This is a genomic window from Paraburkholderia fungorum (genome assembly GCF_046027215.1).
Taxonomy (GTDB): Bacteria; Pseudomonadota; Gammaproteobacteria; order Burkholderiales; family Burkholderiaceae; genus Paraburkholderia; species Paraburkholderia fungorum_D.
The window spans coordinates 1,487,198-1,505,548 of record NZ_JAQQEN010000002.1 but is presented as its reverse complement, the minus strand read 5'-3'; the positions used below and the strand labels follow the sequence as shown (position 1 = coordinate 1,505,548).

At 63.4% G+C, this 18,351-nt stretch carries 19 protein-coding genes; 9 read left to right on the top strand and 10 right to left on the bottom strand.

What is annotated here, in order from left to right; all coding sequences use genetic code 11:
• Position 1: 1 nt before the first annotated feature.
• The gene (locus PQR27_RS27295) at positions 2-1,096 is read right to left on the bottom strand and encodes an ABC transporter substrate-binding protein (RefSeq protein WP_408526718.1); all 1,095 of its coding nucleotides are present in this window, start codon (positions 1,094-1,096) and stop codon (positions 2-4) included.
• 539 nt (positions 1,097-1,635) lie between these two features.
• Between PQR27_RS27295 and PQR27_RS27290 the strand changes: the two genes are divergently transcribed.
• Positions 1,636-2,529 (top strand): LysR substrate-binding domain-containing protein, encoded by an 894-nt coding sequence (locus tag PQR27_RS27290; protein ID WP_408526717.1) that lies wholly within the window; start codon positions 1,636-1,638, stop codon positions 2,527-2,529.
• A 67-nt stretch (positions 2,530-2,596) separates the two neighbouring features.
• On the opposite strand, the gene PQR27_RS27285 is transcribed toward PQR27_RS27290, so the two are convergent.
• A complete protein-coding gene (locus PQR27_RS27285) occupies positions 2,597-3,679 on the bottom strand; it encodes a calcium:cation antiporter (protein WP_408526716.1) in 1,083 nt (360 codons plus the stop codon).
• A 445-nt stretch (positions 3,680-4,124) separates the two neighbouring features.
• Positions 4,125-4,481: a BON domain-containing protein gene (locus PQR27_RS27280; protein WP_408526715.1), complete on the bottom strand. Its 357-nt coding sequence runs from the start codon at positions 4,479-4,481 to the stop codon at positions 4,125-4,127.
• Between the two features lie 393 nt (positions 4,482-4,874).
• Here PQR27_RS27280 and PQR27_RS27275 point away from each other — a divergent pair, with 393 nt between their 5' ends.
• Entirely contained in the window at positions 4,875-5,522 is a 648-nt protein-coding gene (locus tag PQR27_RS27275; protein WP_408526714.1) for a DNA-3-methyladenine glycosylase, read from the top strand.
• A 275-nt stretch (positions 5,523-5,797) separates the two neighbouring features.
• On the top strand, positions 5,798-6,142 hold the full coding sequence (locus PQR27_RS27270; RefSeq protein ID WP_408526713.1) for a DUF4148 domain-containing protein: 345 nt from the start codon (positions 5,798-5,800) through the stop codon (positions 6,140-6,142).
• Between the two features lie 330 nt (positions 6,143-6,472).
• Here PQR27_RS27270 and PQR27_RS27265 read toward each other — a convergent pair whose 3' ends face one another.
• Positions 6,473-6,916, bottom strand: coding sequence for a CBS domain-containing protein (locus PQR27_RS27265; protein ID WP_408526712.1), 444 nt, complete (start codon positions 6,914-6,916; stop codon positions 6,473-6,475).
• Positions 6,917-7,175: 259 nt separating this feature from the next.
• On the opposite strand from PQR27_RS27265, the gene ribA reads away from it, so the two are divergent.
• Positions 7,176-7,826 carry a GTP cyclohydrolase II gene (gene ribA / locus PQR27_RS27260; protein ID WP_408528316.1) on the top strand — a complete coding sequence of 217 codons (651 nt, stop codon included), beginning with the start codon at positions 7,176-7,178 and terminating at the stop codon, positions 7,824-7,826.
• A gap of 101 nt (positions 7,827-7,927) precedes the next feature.
• Here ribA and PQR27_RS27255 read toward each other — a convergent pair whose 3' ends face one another.
• Complete coding sequence (locus tag PQR27_RS27255) at positions 7,928-8,128, bottom strand: hypothetical protein (RefSeq protein WP_408526711.1); 201 nt, start codon at positions 8,126-8,128, stop codon at positions 7,928-7,930.
• A gap of 26 nt (positions 8,129-8,154) precedes the next feature.
• The gene (locus tag PQR27_RS27250; protein ID WP_408528315.1) at positions 8,155-9,063 is read right to left on the bottom strand and encodes an NmrA family NAD(P)-binding protein; all 909 of its coding nucleotides are present in this window, start codon (positions 9,061-9,063) and stop codon (positions 8,155-8,157) included.
• Between the two features lie 204 nt (positions 9,064-9,267).
• Here PQR27_RS27250 and PQR27_RS27245 point away from each other — a divergent pair, with 204 nt between their 5' ends.
• Positions 9,268-10,191 (top strand): AraC family transcriptional regulator, encoded by a 924-nt coding sequence (locus tag PQR27_RS27245; RefSeq protein WP_408526710.1) that lies wholly within the window; start codon positions 9,268-9,270, stop codon positions 10,189-10,191.
• Positions 10,192-10,206: 15 nt separating this feature from the next.
• Here PQR27_RS27245 and PQR27_RS27240 read toward each other — a convergent pair whose 3' ends face one another.
• From PQR27_RS27240 to PQR27_RS27230, 3 genes are all read right to left on the bottom strand, one after another.
• Positions 10,207-11,028 (bottom strand): anti-sigma factor family protein, encoded by an 822-nt coding sequence (locus PQR27_RS27240; RefSeq protein WP_408526709.1) that lies wholly within the window; start codon positions 11,026-11,028, stop codon positions 10,207-10,209.
• Positions 11,025-11,543: a sigma-70 family RNA polymerase sigma factor gene (locus PQR27_RS27235; protein WP_408526708.1), complete on the bottom strand. Its 519-nt coding sequence runs from the start codon at positions 11,541-11,543 to the stop codon at positions 11,025-11,027. Before PQR27_RS27235 ends, PQR27_RS27240 begins: the two co-directional genes overlap by 4 nt.
• A gap of 139 nt (positions 11,544-11,682) precedes the next feature.
• Complete coding sequence (locus tag PQR27_RS27230; protein ID WP_408526707.1) at positions 11,683-12,408, bottom strand: anti-sigma factor family protein; 726 nt, start codon at positions 12,406-12,408, stop codon at positions 11,683-11,685.
• 257 nt (positions 12,409-12,665) lie between these two features.
• On the opposite strand from PQR27_RS27230, the gene PQR27_RS27225 reads away from it, so the two are divergent.
• The 3 genes from PQR27_RS27225 to PQR27_RS27215 all read left to right on the top strand — a co-directional run bounded on the left by PQR27_RS27225 (position 12,666) and on the right by PQR27_RS27215 (position 14,683).
• Positions 12,666-12,938 (top strand): DUF4148 domain-containing protein, encoded by a 273-nt coding sequence (locus tag PQR27_RS27225; protein ID WP_408526706.1) that lies wholly within the window; start codon positions 12,666-12,668, stop codon positions 12,936-12,938.
• A 117-nt stretch (positions 12,939-13,055) separates the two neighbouring features.
• On the top strand, positions 13,056-14,147 hold the full coding sequence (locus PQR27_RS27220) for a catalase family peroxidase (protein ID WP_408526705.1): 1,092 nt from the start codon (positions 13,056-13,058) through the stop codon (positions 14,145-14,147).
• On the top strand, positions 14,144-14,683 hold the full coding sequence (locus PQR27_RS27215) for a cytochrome b (protein ID WP_408526704.1): 540 nt from the start codon (positions 14,144-14,146) through the stop codon (positions 14,681-14,683). Before PQR27_RS27220 ends, PQR27_RS27215 begins: the two co-directional genes overlap by 4 nt.
• Here PQR27_RS27215 and PQR27_RS27210 read toward each other — a convergent pair.
• Positions 14,680-17,175, bottom strand: a complete 2,496-nt coding sequence (locus PQR27_RS27210) for a GcvT family protein (RefSeq protein WP_408526703.1) — start codon at positions 17,173-17,175, stop codon at positions 14,680-14,682. The genes PQR27_RS27215 and PQR27_RS27210 overlap by 4 nt on opposite strands.
• Positions 17,176-17,451: 276 nt before the next feature.
• On the opposite strand from PQR27_RS27210, the gene PQR27_RS27205 reads away from it, so the two are divergent.
• A complete protein-coding gene (locus PQR27_RS27205) occupies positions 17,452-18,285 on the top strand; it encodes a DeoR/GlpR family DNA-binding transcription regulator (protein WP_408526702.1) in 834 nt (277 codons plus the stop codon).
• Positions 18,286-18,351 lie beyond the last annotated feature (66 nt).

The following is an 18,351-nucleotide window of genomic DNA, read 5'->3' as shown; positions in this document are numbered from 1 at the left end:
GTCATGCCGCGAAGATTTCGGTGTAGCGCTTGATCCACGCCGGTTGCACGACCGCGAGCGCCTTGTCGTCATGCAGGATGGCTTTCTCGGCGATCTGCTGCGGGCTCGGCACGAACGCGCGACTCTCGGCGGGAATCACCGCTTTCGAATTGACCGGGCCGTTCAGCACGTCCGCAGCCATGCGGCCTTGCACGCCGGCGTCGAGCGAATGGTTGATGAAGGCGTGGATCAGATCGCTGTCGCCCGGATGCGACTTCGGGATCACCGTGAACATCAGTTGCGTGGCGAAGCCTTCTTTCATGCCATAGGTCACGGCCATCTTGTACTCGGGCTTGCGGATCTGGTCGGGGAAAAAGGCCGGCGAATAAATGCCGCCGATATCGAGCGAGCCGGTGCGGAACAGATCGGCCACCTGGTTCGGATTCTCGCCGAGCGTCATCACGTGGTCTTTCAGTTGCATCAGCTTCTTGAAGCCCGGCTCGATGTTCTGCTGCGAGCCGCCATTCATTTTCGCGGCGATGATCGCGAGGTCCACGGCTTCCGCCCATTCGGGTGGCGGCAGGAACAGGCGTCCGGCGTACTTCGGGTCCCATAGCGCTTCGTAGCTGGCGGGGGCGGTCTTGACCGTCGAAGTGTTGTAGATCAGACCGTCCGACCACAAGAGATAGCCGACGCCGAAACCATTCGCGCCGGTGCGGTACTGCGGCGCGACGTCCTTCAGGTTGGGCAGCTTGTCGAGATCGGGTTTCATCAGAAGACCCGCGTCGCCAAGACCCGCAGCGCCGACACCGGCCAGCGTGATGACGTCGTACGTGGGGCGATCGCCCGCGGCCTTGACCTTGGCGACCATGCCCGAGGTGCCGTCGGCGCGATCCGCGATTACCTTGGCGCCGGTTTTCGCCGTGAAGGACGCGGCGATGTTGCGCAGCGCCGCGGCGCCGGTGTCGTCCGACCACGTCAGCAGGCGCAGCGTCTTGCCGGAGAAATTGTGTTCCTGCGCGCGCAGGTTGATGAACGGCATCGGCAACGTGGACGCCGCGAGCGCTGCGCCGATCGTCTTGATGGCCTGCCTTCTACCCCGTTTGATCTCTTGCATGGCGGTCTCCCGTGTTGAACGCCTGTTGCCTGGTGATATTCGCTCTGACCGCTGCCGTTGCAGTGCTCATTCGCGCTGCCGAGCACGCATTGCACGATGCGCTGCGTGTTGATGCACTCTAGGTTTGCCAAAATCCTCCAACAAACGAAATATGCGCATGGCGGCCATGACGTAGGCTCATGCGCATGGCTCCGTGCGACTGTGCTGCTGCCTGACGCCGCAGCGAGCGGGAAGGCCGAGGCAGTGGCGCATGCGGGTTAACGTCCATGATTTTTCCGGCGCGTGGCGTGACTGACGAGGTATGAGGAAAGCTCGGTTCTGGTGCGAATGGCGAACGCGTCTGCCCTGATTCGGTGCGGGAACGGTGTTCTGGCAGCCGGCGCGGGCTCCGTCATGAGCGGAATGCATGCGCCTCGCGGCTCCGCGAATCTCCTCCAGGCGTTTCTGATCGCGTATCCTGTAGGCTTGACGCGCGTAGTGGCCGCGTATGCCGTTCGCCCGCGCGATGACTTTTTCTGATCCCGTACTGGACCCCTTCGATGCGACGCCTTCCGCCGCTCAACGCGCTGCAGATTTTCGAAACCGTTGCGCGGCACCGCAGCTTTACGCGTGCCGCCGACCATCTCTGCCTCACGCAAGGCGCGGTCAGCCGGCAAATCATCGCGCTCGAGGACTATTACAAGTTTCCGCTTTTCAAGCGTCATGCGAAAGGTTTAACGCTGACCGCCGAGGGCGAATTGCTGCTGCCGGCCGTGAAGGAGAGCTTCGCGCGGATCGAGGAGATTTCGTTGCGCCTTACGCGCCAGCGAACCGATCTCGCGCTCAAGGTGCCGACCTGCGTGATGCGCTGGATGCTGCCCAAGATCATGCGTTTCCAGGCCGAGTATCCTGATCTGCATGTGCAGATCACCACGACCTGGCAGCACGATGTCGACTTCCAGCTCGAGCCGTTCGACGCGGCGATCATCTATGGATCGTCGCCGGGCGCGGGCGTGCAGGCGGTACCGCTGTTCGAGGAGCGCCTGACGCCGGTGTGCGCGCCGGACCTGCTCAAGGACAAGCCGCTGGACCAGATCGCGGACCTGACGCGCCACACGTTGCTGCATCCGACGCGCGATCACCGCGACTGGAAGATGTGGCTCGCCAAGGTGACTGAACTGGATGCCGCGAACGCGCTCGCTATCGATGCCGAGCACGGTCCGAGCTTCGACACGCTGGATATGGCGACCAACGCCGCGTTGCAGGGCTTCGGCGTGGCGATCAGCGATCTTGCGTTGATCGACGAGGACGTCGCGGCCAAGCGCCTGGTGCGGCCGTTCGACATGGTGCTCAAGACCGGCTGGCGCTATTACTTCGTGTACCCGGACTCGGTCGCGCATCAGCACAAGCTGAGTCTGTTTCGCGAATGGATCGCGGCGCACTGGGAGGAATGAGGTCGCTGGCGCGATCTGTTGCTCACCGAAGTACGCCTGTTGCGAAGCGACGCACGTCGCCTCGCGATTACGGCGCGAAGGACAGAAACAGGTACGCCGCGAATAGCGAAAGATGCACGGCGCCTTGCAGGATCGTCGTGCGCCCGCTGCTGAGCGTGAGCGTACCCACCAGCAGCGTGAGAATCAGCAGCACGGTCTCCTTGCCGTCGATACCGAGCACGAGCGGTTGACCGGTCCACAGGAACACGCAGGCAACGGTCGGAATGGTCAGCCCGATACTGGCCAGCGCCGAGCCCAGCGCGAGATTCAGGCTGTTCTGCAGGCGATCGGCGCGCGCCGCGCGCACGGCGGCGAGGCCTTCAGGCAGCAATACCAGCGCGGCAATGATGATGCCGACCACCGCCGGCGGCGCGCCCGCGTTCTTCACCGCGGTCTCGACGACCGGCGAGAGCACCTTCGCAAGCAGCACCACGGCGACCAGACACACGAGCAGCAACAGGCCGCTCAGCGCCGCGAGACCGCCGCTCGGCGGGGCGGCATGAACATCTTCATCGGGTACGTCGGCGAGAAAGTAATCGCGGTGACGCACGGTCTGCACGAACACGAACACGCCATACAGCACGAGCGACGAAACCCCCGCGAACGCCAGTTGCGATGACGTCAGAATCGGACCGACGCGGGTTGTCGTGTAATTCGGCATGACGAGCGTCAGCACGGACAACGAAGCGAGCACGGCGAGCGACGCGGCCGCGCCTCGGCTCTGAAAATCCTGTTCGCGATGACGGATACCGCCCACCAGCAGGCAAATGCCCACGATGCCGTTGCACACGATCATGACGGCGGCGAACACCGTGTCGCGCGCGAGGCCGGCCTTTTCGGGGCCCGACGTCAGCATTACCGAGACGATCAGCGCCACCTCGATGACCGTCACGGCCACCGCCAGCACCAGCGTGCCGAACGGTTCGCCGACGCGATGCGCCACCACTTCCGCATGGTGCACGGCGGTGAAGACGGCCGCGCACAGCGCCACGCCCACGAGCCCGAGCAGCAGCGCGCTGCCGGGCATGGCGTAGGCGATGCCCAGCACGATCCACGCGACGATCGGCGCGGCGATGGTCCAGCGGGGTAAAACGGTCGCGGGCGTGGTCATTCGGGGCTTCCTTGCAGTGCTTGTTGTAGTGCTTGTTTTAGTGCGCGGTTGTGCTCGTCAGGGCCAGGGTTGGACGGGCGCGCGAGGCGCCGACTAGCACCGGGGCAGCCTCTTTGAGCAAGCGCGAATGCTCATGCATCGTGTCAACAACATGCCCTAACATATTAAATTATAAAGACTAGTTGGCTTGCGGCGCGGCTTTGTCGGTCGGCTGAAAATATCGCACGTTTGCGGCTTCGAGCTTACCCGTGTGCGCGGCATGTCTGAAGCCTGAAGAACGGCATCACAGGACCACGCACGTGTGATGTCGGCGTCTGGAGCGTCGGCGGTCTGGAGCCGCCCGGTGCTGGCTGCACCGATAGACAGGGTAAAGGCTGGGCCGGACGTCGTACCGCGTCTCATGACGAAGTACGGCGCCCGGGTATCGCTCAGGCGGATCCCGTTATTACTGGCCGACCGGACGAATCGACAGCGCGTTTTTCACCGACGTGACGCCGGCTACGCCTTGCGCCGCTTGCGTGGCCAGGTCGATTTGCTGCTGCTCAGGCACCGTGCCTGCCAGCGTCACTGCGCCGCCACGTGCGCGCACCGTGATATTGGCCACGCTCAGGCCCTTCGTCTTCGACAGCGCGCTACGCACCTTGCGTCCCAGTGCCCGGTTGGCCGCCTTCGCCTCCTTGCTGCTGGTAGCCGACGAAGCAGCCGCGGGAGCGGCGGCATCGCTGCTTTGTGCATATGCGTTGAGGGATGCCAGAACGATCAGCGCGCCGCCGACCATCTTGATTGCCGGAAATGCTTTCATTCAACTTTCTCCTGTTGTCATGAATACGACGGCCCCGGATAGGGCCGGTGTACTACACCTGCGGGTACTTCGGGATCAAATCTGAATGGAACCGTGCTGCGGGTCTTGCGAGTTTCTTGCAATCTGACTGCCGATCAGGCGGGCCGGGGCACACGCTTGCCGGCAAAGGCTGTGCTGCAGGCCGGAAACACACGATACTCCAATTAGTGCCATGGTGAATGCACTGCCGCATCGATTTGAGGTTTTGGTACAACGAATCGGCCGATGAAAACAGGTCGATGGCGCATGCCGCTTGACACAGCGCTGGCCAGGCCGGCTCGTACGCTGGCCAATGGACCGGCGGCGCGGGGCTCGACGCCGCACTTTTATGCTTCCAGACCGAGGCCGAACCGCATGCCGAATCAGCCCCTGCCCATCCTGCCACTGCTTCGTGACGATTTGCCTGTCGATACCGTCGAACTGGCGCGCTTCATGGTCGGCAAATACCTCGTGCACGATCTGCCCGAAGGCCGCATGAGCGGACGGATTGTCGAGACCGAGGCGTATCCGTTGGGCGATTCGACCAGCCACGCGTTCGCGGGCCGCCGTCCCCATAACGGGTCGATGTTTCTCGCGCCCGGGCATGCGCACGTGCGGCTGACGTATGGGCTGTCGTACATGCTGAATATGTCCGCGGAAGCCGAGGAGGTTGGCGCCGGGATCCTGTTTCGCGCAATCGAACCGCTGGAAGGGCTGCCGTTGATGGAAGCGCGGCGGCCCGGCGTACCGTTGCGCGATCTCGCGCGCGGCCCCGGCCGGCTCACCATGGCGCTCGGTATCGGTCAATCGTTCGACGGCCGCGATCTCTGCACAGGGCGCAATCTGTGGATCGGCGTAATCGAAACAGGAGCGAGGCCAGTCGGGGTGACAACGCGCATCGGCCTGTCGCGCGAAATGCATCAGCCGTTGAGGTTTTTTGAGCCCGGTAGCGGCTTTGTGAGTGGGCCCCGCAAGCTGTTATTGACGCCGTTTTCCGCGCATTCAAGCGATACGAAGCTTTGACTACCGTAGGAGCGCAGGGTGGCGAAACATCCTCAACTCAGACGATATTGCGAAACGTCAGACACAAAGGGTTACGAAGCCGACAATTATTACGGTAAGGCTGGTGCATAAAGATCGGTTTGCAGTAAGTTTGGTCGCATTTTTGCGATTCAAACAATTATGTATCTCGCAATTAAGGGTTTTCCCTCTGCAATCTGATGACTAGACTTCAGTCACTCGCTTCTCACATGGTGTGGCAAGCGAAGCAAAAAAACCAGGTCTGGAGGTAAATCATCATGAAATCGCTTATCAAGGCAGTCGCCATTGCAGCCATTCTCGCCGCCCCGGTCGTTTCATTCGCTCAAGCAAGCCAGCAGCCCGTGACCCGCGCGGAAGTCCGCAACCAGTTGATCCAGTTGGAACAAGCCGGCTACAACCCGGCCACCACTAACGACGTGAACTATCCGGCCGACATCCAGGCCGCGGAACGTCGCGTTCAGGCTCAAAACCCGGCAGTCGCGCAAGCTCAGGAGCCGGTCGCCAACACCAGCGGTTATGGCGCACCGATGAGCGGTTCGTCGCAATCCGGTGGCGTGATGCAGCCGATGTCGGGCTCGAAGTCGGTTTATTTCGGCAACTGAAACCGGCCCAGCCTGATTGACGAGGCGAGCGCGCGCGCGTTCCTGCGCGGCGAGGCCTTGTTACCAGTGAGTTGGCAGCAGTTTGAGCTGTGAAGAAAAGGCGCGCCCGTAGACAGCGTGCCGGCTGAATACTGCAGTGATTAACGGACGAGTGACAGGCGTAAGGGCGTGCCCGGTCCGCCGGAGCAGGCCGGTTGGAACGCTTCGAACGCTTCGAACGTCATCGTCCACCAGTCAAGGAACCTCCGCTGCCGCAAGGTAGCTTCGCCCAACCTTTTACAAGGATTGGGCTTTTTTTTGTGCCTTGTCTGGCGGGAGGCGCGATGAATCTCAGGGCCGTTCGCCGTGGATATAGAACTCGAGTTGCTGAATGGTGAACTGCTGTTCCGCGATGATGTTCTTCACCAGGTCGCCGATCGACACCATCCCGACCAGCCGGTCGTTTTCGATCACCGGCAAGTGGCGCATGCGCCGTTCGGTCATCAAGGCCATGCAGTCGTCGGTGGTCTGGTCGGGACGGACGAAGCGCACGGCCTTGCTCATGATGTCGCGCACCGGCGTCGCCTTCGACGAACGTTCCATCAGCACGACTTTGCGCGCGTAGTCGCGCTCCGTGATGATGCCGGCGATGCTGTCGCCGTCGGTGACGACCAATGCGCCGATGCCTTTTTCGGCCATCAGCTTGATCGCTTCATAGACTGAATCGTCGGCCCCGACCGTGAAGACGGTGGTGTTGTTCGGTTTCGTTTTAAGAAGCTGTGCAACGCTTGTCATGGAGCGCTCCGTTTCGCAGTGCAGCACGCCGGCGCGGCGTGTTGTCGTGAGGGACAGGCGATTCCAGTATAGGCGCGACGCGCCCCTGAAGTATCCCCGGGAATACCTATGGCGCGCGGCACGTTTATCCCGTGTAGCGGCGCGGTTCCGTGCGCGCCGCATGGTCATCCGGGTGCGGTGCGCGGATTAGCGGTAAACTCCCAGTCCGTACCTTATTCCCGGATGCATCGGGTTCATGTCAGCACCACTGTCCAACGCCATGCTCACGTCTCACGATCCGTCGCAAGCAACAGACGGCGAAATCCGCGGCGAATGTGTCATTCTCGACGCTACCGCCACACTCCCCACGCGCTACGGCACGTTCACTTCTTACGTGTTTCGCGTGTGCGAAAGCGGTGCCGAACATCTCGCGCTCGTGATGGGCGACGTCGCCAACCAGTCGTCCGTGTTGACGCGCCTGCATTCCGAATGCCTGACGGGCGACGTGCTCGGCTCGTATCGCTGCGATTGCGGCGAGCAGCTCGATCTGGCGCTGCGCTATATCGCGGCCGAAGGCTGCGGCGTGCTGCTGTATCTGCGCGGCCACGAAGGGCGCGGCATCGGCCTGTCGAACAAGATTCGCGCGTACGCGCTGCAGGAGCAGGGCCGCGACACGGTCGAGGCCAATCTCGATCTCGGCCTGCCCGACGACTCACGCGAATACGATTCGGCGGCCGGCATTTTGCGCACGCTGAAGGTCACCTCGGTGCGTCTGATGAGCAACAATCCGGAAAAATTCGACACGCTGTCGAAACATGGCATTCCGGTGAGCGAGCGGGTCGCGCTGGCGATCCCGATGCGTGAGGAAAACGAGCGCTATATCCGCACGAAGCAGCTGAAGTTCGGCCACTACTTCGACGAAAACGAATAATTGACGCATGCATGCCGGCCGCCTTTTGCAAACTGTGCAAACGGCGGCCGGCGTTGCGGCGTCGATTGTGCCGTTATCCCGACGCGGGCCATCACGCCGGCCTAGAACAATCCGAAATCGTCGTTGCTATCGGGAATCGCGTTGAGCAGTTCGCGCAACGCCCGCCATCCGGTCATCCCCACAAAGCTTGCCGAGACTGCCAGCCAGAAGCGGACGTGGCGGCCTGTGCGCGGGTGAGGGTTGCGTCGCGCCGCGACGTTGCGCGAGCGCATGGAGGCGCGCTGCAGAGGGCATGTGTGCATAGGGCTTCTCCTGTCGCGAGCGTCGTCTAGCGTGCCGTGGCCGCGGCGACGTGTGGCAGGAGCGATGCAAAAACGTCCACTGCCGCCGTCGTGCCAAAGCGCCGCTCGCTGATCTGCGTTTCGACCTCGATGCGGCCCGCGTTGTGGGCGTCATACAGATCGACGATCAGGCGCGCATGGCGTTCGCCGAGTCCGGCGCCCCGGAGCAGGGCGACCCATTCGCCGCGCGGCACTTCGCGCGCGGCGATTTCACGCTGGGTCAATGCGCCGAATGTGCGCGCCACCTCCAGGGCGCTGATGCGCTCCGCGCCCTCTATGCTGACCACGCGCGGCGATACCTTGACCGATCTGTCGTCGAGTAGCAGTTCGGCGGCGAGCAGCCCGACATCCTGCGCGGCGACGGTCGGAAACAGCTTGTTCAACGGCTGATGCAGGCTCGGCAGCACGCCTCTCGCCAGTACGACCGGCAGTACGCGCGCCCAGTTGTGCATGTGCTCGGCGGCGCGCAGAAACGTCAGTTGGGTCAGTGGGGAGGCGAGCGGCGCGAGTTGCGTTTCGAGGTGGTGGAACAGCGTGGTGATGCCCGTGCCTTCTGCGTGTTCCGCGCCGTAGTCGGACAGCGCGAGCACGCGTTGCGGCGGGTTGGCGCGTAACACGGCGGCGCTGACGTCGATCATGCGGCGCATCGTGCTGGCGGGGTCGGCACCCTCACGCGGTAGCGGACACAGTATCTGCACCGCGGTAGCGCCTTCGATCGCCCGCTCAACGGTCGATGGATCGAGCAGATCGGCGATGGCAACGCCGCAACCGATCTCCGCCAGCAGTTTGCCTTGCTGCTCGTTGCGAACCACCGCGCGCACTTCACGACCCGCGCGGCGCAACGCCGCTGCGGTGACACGTCCTACATTGCCTGCTGCTCCAAAAATCACAAACACGGTGGACTCCTTGTCGGCCTGATGTCCGGTCATCATAGGGACACGGGGTCCCGCCAACGCACGGGCAAGGATCGTGTTGCGCAGATTCGGATGATTGTTTTCAAGGCGGCGCATCCGGCCCTGCGATGCAACGCTTCGCCGAGCAAAGCGGCGCAAAAAACCGCACAATGCGCATACATTGAGTGCCGTCCGCGAGGGAAAGCAATGAGTGCCGTGACACCGATACCGCAGCCGCACAGTGCCTCCCGCATCGCATTGCGCTCCAGCAAGACGCTCGGCTGGCAGGGCTTCGGCGCGGAGCTGGTCAGTGTGTCCGCCGGTCTGCACCGGATTCCCGCGCTCGAACACCATCGCGTGGGCGTGCATGTCGGCGCGCCGGTCAGGGCGCGTTGCCTGTGCAACGAACGCAGTTATTCCCGGATCCAGGCGCACGGCGATGCCGACGTGATTCCCGCGGGGCTCGACGGACAATGGAACGATGAAACCGCCTGTACGATTTTCAGCGTATGGATCAGCAAGGACTTCGCGAGCCGGACTGTCGAACAGCTGGAATTGAAGTCGGACGAGACCCGGCTGCGTCCGCAATTCCAGATGCGTGATCCGCGCTTCCAGCATCTGGCCTGGGCATTGCGCGCCGAACTCGAAGCCCATGACGCCTCCGATCCGCTCTACGCCGAGAGCCTCTGCACGGCGATGATCGTGCGGCTGATCGGCGACGCGCCGACGCTCGACGATAAGCGCCGCACACTGGCACCGAACACGGCCGCGCGCGTGATCGACTTCATCGAAGCCCATCTGGACCAGCGTTTGACGCTCACTGAGCTGGCCGTGCATGCCGGTTTGAGCGTGCCGCATTTCAAGGCGCTGTTTCGCCAAACGCTTGGCATGCCGGTGCATCAGTACGTGGTGCGACGGCGGGTGGAGCGCGCGCGGAATCTATTGCTACAGGGCCGCTTGAGCGCGAGTCAGATCGCGCTGGATACGGGCTTCGCGCATCAGAGCCATATGGCGCACTGGATGAACCGGTTGCTCGGAGTCACGCCGCGCGAGCTGGCGAGATCGCGCACCAATGCGGACCATGCGATACGCGTGGTGTCGCCCGATCGCGGACGCGGTTCCGGAAGCTGATACGCAGGGGACGTATCAACCCGGCGCCGCTCCTGTCAATTGCGAGTACACGTCATGCGACAGTTGCAGCAGCACATTGCGATCGATTCCGCCTGACACCGCATACCCAAAGTCGCCATCCACCCAGTAGAACACGTTCACCGGGCCGTCCTGATACAGCTTGAACGCGGTGGTATTCGAGTTCACCTGACGGTGCGAAATGCACAGTGTCACGCGTTCGCCATTCGGCCCGCGATACATGAACTGCGCGGTCGGTCCATCGGCGCCTGGCAACAGGCGCCCGCCCGAAAGATTGAACCCGCTCTTCGAGAGCATCGGCGGATGCACATTGGTGCCGAGCCGGTTGGACAACCACTGCACGAAATCCTGTTCGTGATCCGCAGTCATTTCGGCCGGGCGGTCGACAGCGGGCATATAGACCACATGCGCCACTGCGGCCTGCCGCGCAAACATTTCCGAACTGTTCGCACTGACCGGCCGCGTGTCCGAGCGGCTCGCGAGCGGCGCAGCGACGTCCTGCCCCATATGCGTGCCGACACCAATGCCGACCCCTAACAGCAGTGCAGCGGCCATGCCGGCGAACTGCGGCCAGTTGGCGGCGATGCGCCAGCGCCGCGGTGCGGGCGTCTGCAGGCGCCTCGGCACAGGCTCATTCAGCACACGGTCATAGCGTTCATGGAACATGCTGTTCAGCGAGAAATAATCGCTGACTCGTGCGGCCAACTCGGGGTTCTGTTCGAGCGCGCGCTCCACGTGGGTGCGCCGTTCGTCGGACAGCGTGCCGTCCACGTAGGCGTGGAGGTCTTCTTCGCCGATCGGCATCTGTTGGTCGCTCATCGCACCACCTGTAATTTCGCCCCGGGCTGCGTGCCCGCCATCAATGCCCGAAGTCGTTCGCGTCCGCGTGAAAGCCGCGACATGACCGTGCCGATCGGAATGTCCAGCGCGAGCGCCACGTCGGCGTAGCTCATTTCCTCGAGACCGACCAGCAGCACGACTTCGCGCTGCTCCACCGGCAAACGCTGCAATGCATAGTCGAGATCGCGCATTTCCAGCGAGCGGGTCTGGTCGGACGGTACGGCGAATTCGCTTTCGTGGACGCTGTCGTCGTCGACCGCCACGTGAACGGCTCGCGCGGAGGCTTTGCGCGCCTGATTGGCGAACACGTTATGCATGATCGTAAAGAGCCACGCGCGCAGGTCGGTGCCCGGCTGGAACAGGCCGGTGCGGCCGAGCGCGCGTTCGAGCGTGTCCTGCACGAGGTCGTCGGCGAGATCGCGGTTGTTGATCAAGGCGCGTGCGTAGCGCCGCAAGCGCGGCACATGCTCCATCAACTCGTCACGGACATCCATTTTTTTTCCCAATCGAGGGGCTTCACGTGGAGCGCCGGACCGGCGGCCGCTGGTCGGACTACCACGCGCATGTGAGGTGCAAACACGCGTGTGCGCATTTTATTCCCTCGCTGTCTGGCCGTTGCGGCGGTCCGGGGCATCAGCGCAGGGTCATGACGTCGGCTGCGCGCATCAGGCCGTGCGTACGGGCGTCGCCGGCCACCACGAAGCGCTGGTGTTGCGCGGTCCAGGTGAGCAGACGGATCGCGCCGACGCGGCGCGCGGCCCATTGCGGTTGCGCCGGCGCCAGCAGCGCCAGGGCGGACATCACCACGACCGGGCGGTTGTCCCCGTTCAGATAAAGGAATGCATTGGCGCGCTGGAGGGGGCCGAGCGATAGCTCCCTTTGATCCACCAGACGCAAGCCGATTGCCGTGAGATCCGGGGCCGACGGATCGACGCGCGTTGGCGACGCGGCGGAAAACGGCGCCGCGTCGGTTTCCGCCAGCGCCATCACGGCGGCGTTGTTGAGCGCCTGCGCGGACACCTGGGCGGCGGCGAGCCAGCCGCTCACGGCCAGCAGGATCAGAAGGAGCGTCGCCAGCGTATTCGCGGTCTTGCCGCGCGGCCCCGCTGATTTCAGCCACTCGAGCGTGCGCCGCCAGCCGCCCGCACGGCGCTTCACCGGTTCGTCGATGGTCTGGAACGCCTGCTGAATCTGCGCGTTCAGTCTGCCGTAGAACGCCACACGGCGTGCCTCTGCGGGATCTTTGCCCAGATAGTCCTGAAGGAATGCGGCGCGTTCGGGCGTCAACGTGCCGTCGGCGTAGGCCTGAATGTCCGCTTCGGAAAGCGGCGAACCGGAAGAGGAGTCATCTGGAGGCATGGTGTATGCATTCGGCGAAGGTCGGCTATCGAGTGGCGAACACGCCTGTGTGAGCGTTTATTCCATCCGCGTGCGAGGTTGATGTCGAGTCTACCGCGACGCCACCCCGACCGCGTTGCGCGACGAGCTAACCCATCCACGCTGCGTTTTATTCCGGATTCCAACTATGTTTTTTCGGGGCGAAAAAGCAGGAATAAAAGCCGCGAGGGCGTGGTTCTCCTTCATGCAAACCCGCACAAAACTCACCGGAGTTCATCATGAAGAAGATCGCTTTTGCCGCATTGTCCGTTGTTGTTCTCGCCGCTTCGTCGAGCGCTTTCGCGCAAGGCAAGACACGTGCCGAGGTTTATCAGGAACTGATCGAAGCACAACAGAACGGACTCGACTATGTCACCGATGCATCGTACCCCGATGTCAGCCCGGTGTTCGCGCAGCAGGTCGCGCAGCGCAAGCAGGCACTCGCTGCTGCGGCTGCGGCTGCCGCCAGCCACGTCGCGAACAGTAACGCGCCGGCGGGCAGTGTCAATTGAGAAAAATATCGGATGGCCGGCGCGTGCATCGAATGCCTGCGCCGGATGTCGACTGGAATAGATCGCCGTATCGTGTGTTAGCCGATGAGTGCCTCTATCCGACGACAGGGAGTCTTCGTGACGAAACCATCCGTTCCTCATTCAGCGTCTGTATGTGTGCCATGCAGGCTCACCGCAATCGGCGCGGTTGTGCTGGTCCTCGCTGGCGGCTTTGCCTATACCGCAGGATGGCTGACGCCCACGCGTCTCACCGCGCCGCGTTTCATCAACACGTTCGAAGCCGTGGCCGGCCAGCCGCATCCAGGCTACCGGCGCAATCATGCAAAGGGCCTGTGCGTAGCGGGTTATTTCGATAGCAACGGCGCCGGCGCGGTGCTCTCGCTCGCTGCCGTGTTCGCGCCAGGCCGCACGCCGGTCACGGGCCGCTTTGCGGTTCCCGGCGGCAATCCTTCCGCGTCGGACACGAGTTCGCCCGTGCGCAGTATGGCCTTGCTGTTCCAGTTGCAAAATGGCGAACAGTGGCGCACCGGCATGAACTCGACGCCGGTATTCGCCGTCCATACGCCCGGGCAGTTCTATCAGCAACTGCTTGCGGCGAAGCCCGATGCCGCGACTGGCAAACCGGACCCTGCAAAGATGAAGGCCTTTTACGCGGCGAATCCGGAGACCCAACCGTTTCAGGCATGGGTGAAGGCGCATCCGCCGTCGTCGAGTCTGGCGAACGCCGCGTATTACAGCATCAACGCATTCCGTTTTACCGACAGCGCTGGTGTCAGCCATGCCGTGCGCTGGGCGATGGTGCCCGACACGCCGTATGCGCCGATCACGGACGCGGAAAAGGACGAGAAGAATTTCCTCCAGGCCGACCTCGATCAACGTGTGCAGAGCGGACCGTTGCGCTGGCATCTGATCCTGACGGTTGCGCAGCCCGGCGATCCCACCGACGACGCAACGCTGCAATGGCCCGACGATCGTCAGCATATCGACGCAGGCACTCTGGTGATCGATCACACGACATCGCAGGAAGACGGCACGTGCCGCGACGTCAACTTCGATCCGACTATTCTGCCCGCGGGCATTCAGCCGTCGGACGATCCCTTGCTCGCCGCGCGTTCGGCCGCGTACGCGCTCTCGTACAAGCGCCGCACGCGCGAAGAATCGCTGCATCCCGAGATCCATCAAACGCAGAAAACCGGAGACCATTCATGACGCCGGCACGCACCCATTTCAGTCCGCTCGCCCGACTCCTGCATTGGACGATGGCGCCGCTCATCATCGCGATGCTGTTCATCGGCGTGGGGATGGTCGCGACCGTATCGCGCGCGCATAACACGCTGATCGCGATTCACCGCCCGCTCGGCATCGCATTGCTGTTGCTGGTTGTGCTGCGAGCGTGTGTGCGCATCAAACGTGGCACTCCGCCGTTGCCCGATGACATGCCGGCGCCGCAACGTTTCGCGGCCAAGGCTTCGCATCTCGTGTTGTATCTGTTGATGGCGGCGATGCCGTTGATCGGCTGGGCGATGCTATCGGCGGCAGGCTATCCCGTGACGCTGTATGGTCCGTGGCATTTACCGCCGATCGCGCCGCACAACACTGAGTTGTTCGCGCTGCTACGCGCGCTGCACACGTGGCTCGCGTTTGCATTGTTCGCGACCGTATTGCTGCACCTTGCGGCGGCGCTGTTTCATGGGCTGATCCGGCGAGATGGGGTCTTGTCGAGCATGGCGCGGGGTGGGCGCTAGCTTTTCACCCGTTCCGAGCGCGGATCATACGGCGCCTTCAGATGCACGGAAGCCGGCAGCAGATCGCCGGCGACATCGATCGCGTACTGGCCGCTGGATAGATAGGCGGTATCCGCGACGCCGTCCGGATGGTTGATGTAGCCCATCGCCACCGGGCAGCCGAGCGTGTGTCCGAACGCGGCCGAGCTGACGAAGCCCACGGGCTTGCCGTCGCGCAGAATCGCCTCGCCGCCCCACAGCATGCGATCGGCCGCACCGTCCGCGGTGAGCACGACCATGCGGCGGCGCTGCGGTTGGGTGCGCAATTTCAGCAATGCATCGCGGCCGCGGAACGGGATGTTCCTGTCGAGCTTGCACGCGAACGACAAACCCGCTTCGAACGGATTCGTGTCCGGCGTGAGTTCGCGACCCCACGCGCGATAGCCTTTCTCGATGCGCAAGGAATCGATCGCGTAGTAGCCCGCGTTGACGAGTCCAAACGCCTTGCCCGCTACTTGCAATGTCTCGTACACGCCGACCGCGAATTCGACCGGCACATACAGTTCCCAGCCGAGTTCGCCGACATAGGTGAGGCGCGTGGCGCGTACCGTCGCGTAACCGAGATCGACTTCGCGGCTTTGGCCGAAGCCAAACGCCGCGTCGCTCCAGTCCGCTTTCGACACGCTTTGCAGCAGTTCGCGCGAGCGCGGGCCCATCACGGCGAGCACCGCATATTGACTGGTGACGTCGACCAGCGTGCAATGGCTGTCGCGTGGCAGCGCTTTTTCGATCGCGTCGAAGTCGCGCGTGGTTTGCGCCGTACCGGTGACGAGCAGATATTGATCGTCGGCCAGACGCGTGAGCGTGAAATCCGATTCATACGTGCCGCGCTCATTTAGCATGCCGGTATAGACCGTCGTGCCAGGCGGCACCGCCACGTCGTTCGCGACGATGCCTTGCAACACGCTCTCGGCGTCACGTCCCTTGACCAGAAATTTGGAGAACGAAGTCATGTCGAACAGCGCGACACCTTCGCGGCACGCGCGATGTTCGGCACCGCTCCACGGCAGCCAGTTCTGCTGCCCGAACGCGTAGTCGATCTGCGCCTGTTGCGGTGTCGGCGCGAAGAAGTTGGCGCGCTCCCAACCCATCTTGCTGCCGAAGCAGGCGCCGTCCTCGCGTAGCAGCGAATACAGCGGCGAGCGGCGAAACGGCCGCGCGCTGTCGAGTTCGCGATTCGGCCACGGCATCGCGTAGTGCAGGCCGAGCGTTTCCTTGACGCGATCGTGCAGCCATGTGTCGTTGCCGTTGAAGCGCGCAAAACGACGGATGTCGACCGGCCACAAATCCATGGTCGGCTCGCCGGCGACGATCCATTCGGCGAGCGCCATGCCCGCGCCGCCCGCCGAGGCGATCCCCATCGAATTGAAACCCGCGCCGACGAAAAAGCGCCGCAATTCGGGCGCTTCGCCGAGCATGAAGTTGTTGTCCGGCGTGAACGATTCCGGGCCGTTGTAGAACTGTTTGACCTGTGCGGTTTCGAGCGCGGGCACGCGCTGCAGCGCGTTTTCCATCAGGATTTCGAACTGATCCCAGTCGTCGGGCAGCAACTGGAATTCGAAGTTCTCGGGGATGCCATCCATGCCCCACGGTTTCGCATTCGGCTCGAAGCCGCCCATCACGAGGCCGCCGACTTCCTCCTTGAAGTAGATGAAGCCGTCCGGGTCGCGCATCACGGGCAGGTCCGGATGCACGCCGGCGATGCGTTCCGTGACGATGTAGTAGTGCTCGGCCGAATGGAGCGGCACGGTGACGCCGCACAGGCGGCCGACCGCCTTGGCCCACTGGCCCGCGCAATTGACGACGATATCCGCGCCGAGCGTGCCTTCCTCGCCGTCCTTGTTGCGCCACGCGAGGCCGGTGACTTCGCGCGCGCCATTCGCCTTGCCGTCTTGCGCCGCGCGCGTGTGGATCGCCGTGACGCGGGTATTTTCGACGATGCGGGCGCCGCGCGCGCGGGCCCCGCGGGCGAGGGCCTGGGTCAGGTCGGTGGGGTTGGCTTTGCCGTCGCCGGGCAGCCAGACCGCGCCGCGCAGGTCGTCGGTGCGCATTACAGGCCACAGATCACCGGCTTCCTGCGGGCTGATCACGTCGCACGCCACGCCGTACGCGCGCGCGACCGCGGCGGTGCGCTTGAGTTGCGTCATGCGCTCGGCCGTGCGTGCCACGGATAGCGAACCGCATTGCTTCCAGCCGGTCGCGAGACCGGTATCGGCCTCGAGTTCGGCATAGAGCGCGGTCGAGTAGCGGATCAGCTTCGTCATGCTTTCCTGCGCGCGCAACTGGCCGACCAGACCCGCCGCGTGCCACGTCGTGCCGCAGGATAGCTGGCCCTGTTCGAGCAACACCACGTCGGTCCAGCCCAGCTTCGCGAGGTGATAGGCGACCGAGCAGCCAATGATGCCGCCGCCGATGATGACGACGCGGGCATGGGTAGGAATGGGTGTGGACATGTGTGGGAATAAGTTGAAACAATTCACGTAGCTTGCAGCAAAAAATCACGAATTGCAACGGACAGATGAACGGGCGTGATAGCGCTTTCGTCATGGATATGTCACGCGAAAATGCTGGCTGGGCCCGGTCGAGGTTGCTCTCAGGATGCGAAAAAGTCAGTAAAAGGCACGCATTACTTGTCAAATTTATGTGACTTTGGTTGGTAATGCGTGGATGTATGGCCTGCTATAGCGCGTGTTTTGCTAGACTTTGCCTGACACCACCGCTCGATTCCCATGTTCTCCACCCAACGCCAGGCCGAAATCCTCCGGCTCGTCCGCGAGCAGCGCACCTGCACGATCACCGATCTGGCCGGCCGCTTCGACGTGTCCGACGAGACCATTCGCCGCAACATCAAGCCGTTGATCGCCGACGGCCTGCTCATCAAGGTGCACGGCGGCATCATGCTGCCCGAGCGTCTCGACGAACCGCCGTTCCAGCGCCGCATGGTGGCAAGCCGCGAGGGCAAGCGGGCAATCGGCGCGCGCATCAGCGAACTGGTGCGCGACGGCGATTCGCTGATTCTGGAGGGCGGCACGACCTGTCTGCATATCGCGCAGGCGCTGTGCGCGCGCTCGCGCCTCACCGTCGTGACCAATTCCATCGAGGTCGCCCGTGTACTCGCGCCGCGCAACGGCAACCGGGTGTTCATCGCGGGCGGCGAACTGCGCGCGGACGACGCCGCGGCTTTCGGCGACAGCGTGCTTGCCTTTCTGCGCCAGTTTCACGTGCGCTATGCGATTGCCTCGGTCACCGCGATCGATACGCAGGGCCGGTTCATGGACGCGCTGCCCGCCGACGTCGCGTTTTCGCTGGCCGCCTTCGCGCAGGCCGAGCGGCGCGTGGTCGCGGCGGATCACGCGAAATTTGGCCATAGCGCGCTGGTGCACGCGTTTGGCCCGGACGCCGTCGATCTGCTGGTCACCGACGCCGCGCCGGAACCCTTGCTCGCTCAGGTCTTCGCCGCAGCGGGCCTGGAAGTCAGTATCGGCTCGCTGAAACGGGACGATGCCCAGTCCACGCTCGAATCTGGCGACGAAACCGGCCCACCGGGCGGTATTGCACCCTGATTTTGCACCCCGATATCGCGCCCTGAGCGGCGCCATTCTCTTAGCGGCTTGCGCCGCGTCCCGAGG

What these genes read in the sequence shown, in the direction of transcription:
- ribA (WP_408528316.1), top strand. Translation starts at nt 7,176, where the DNA reads ATGCTCACGTCTCACGATCCGTCGCAAGCAACAGACGGCGAAATCCGC.
- PQR27_RS27210 (WP_408526703.1), bottom strand. Translation starts at nt 17,175, where the DNA reads ATGTCCACACCCATTCCTACCCATGCCCGCGTCGTCATCATCGGCGGC.
- PQR27_RS27295 (WP_408526718.1), bottom strand. Translation starts at nt 1,096, where the DNA reads ATGCAAGAGATCAAACGGGGTAGAAGGCAGGCCATCAAGACGATCGGC.
- PQR27_RS27230 (WP_408526707.1), bottom strand. Translation starts at nt 12,408, where the DNA reads ATGCCTCCAGATGACTCCTCTTCCGGTTCGCCGCTTTCCGAAGCGGAC.
- PQR27_RS27275 (WP_408526714.1), top strand. Translation starts at nt 4,875, where the DNA reads ATGCCGAATCAGCCCCTGCCCATCCTGCCACTGCTTCGTGACGATTTG.
- PQR27_RS27225 (WP_408526706.1), top strand. Translation starts at nt 12,666, where the DNA reads ATGAAGAAGATCGCTTTTGCCGCATTGTCCGTTGTTGTTCTCGCCGCT.
- PQR27_RS27270 (WP_408526713.1), top strand. Translation starts at nt 5,798, where the DNA reads ATGAAATCGCTTATCAAGGCAGTCGCCATTGCAGCCATTCTCGCCGCC.
- PQR27_RS27235 (WP_408526708.1), bottom strand. Translation starts at nt 11,543, where the DNA reads ATGGATGTCCGTGACGAGTTGATGGAGCATGTGCCGCGCTTGCGGCGC.
- PQR27_RS27245 (WP_408526710.1), top strand. Translation starts at nt 9,268, where the DNA reads ATGAGTGCCGTGACACCGATACCGCAGCCGCACAGTGCCTCCCGCATC.
- PQR27_RS27205 (WP_408526702.1), top strand. Translation starts at nt 17,452, where the DNA reads ATGTTCTCCACCCAACGCCAGGCCGAAATCCTCCGGCTCGTCCGCGAG.
- PQR27_RS27290 (WP_408526717.1), top strand. Translation starts at nt 1,636, where the DNA reads ATGCGACGCCTTCCGCCGCTCAACGCGCTGCAGATTTTCGAAACCGTT.
- PQR27_RS27285 (WP_408526716.1), bottom strand. Translation starts at nt 3,679, where the DNA reads ATGACCACGCCCGCGACCGTTTTACCCCGCTGGACCATCGCCGCGCCG.
- PQR27_RS27265 (WP_408526712.1), bottom strand. Translation starts at nt 6,916, where the DNA reads ATGACAAGCGTTGCACAGCTTCTTAAAACGAAACCGAACAACACCACC.
- PQR27_RS27280 (WP_408526715.1), bottom strand. Translation starts at nt 4,481, where the DNA reads ATGAAAGCATTTCCGGCAATCAAGATGGTCGGCGGCGCGCTGATCGTT.
- PQR27_RS27215 (WP_408526704.1), top strand. Translation starts at nt 14,144, where the DNA reads ATGACGCCGGCACGCACCCATTTCAGTCCGCTCGCCCGACTCCTGCAT.
- PQR27_RS27255 (WP_408526711.1), bottom strand. Translation starts at nt 8,128, where the DNA reads ATGCACACATGCCCTCTGCAGCGCGCCTCCATGCGCTCGCGCAACGTC.
- PQR27_RS27240 (WP_408526709.1), bottom strand. Translation starts at nt 11,028, where the DNA reads ATGAGCGACCAACAGATGCCGATCGGCGAAGAAGACCTCCACGCCTAC.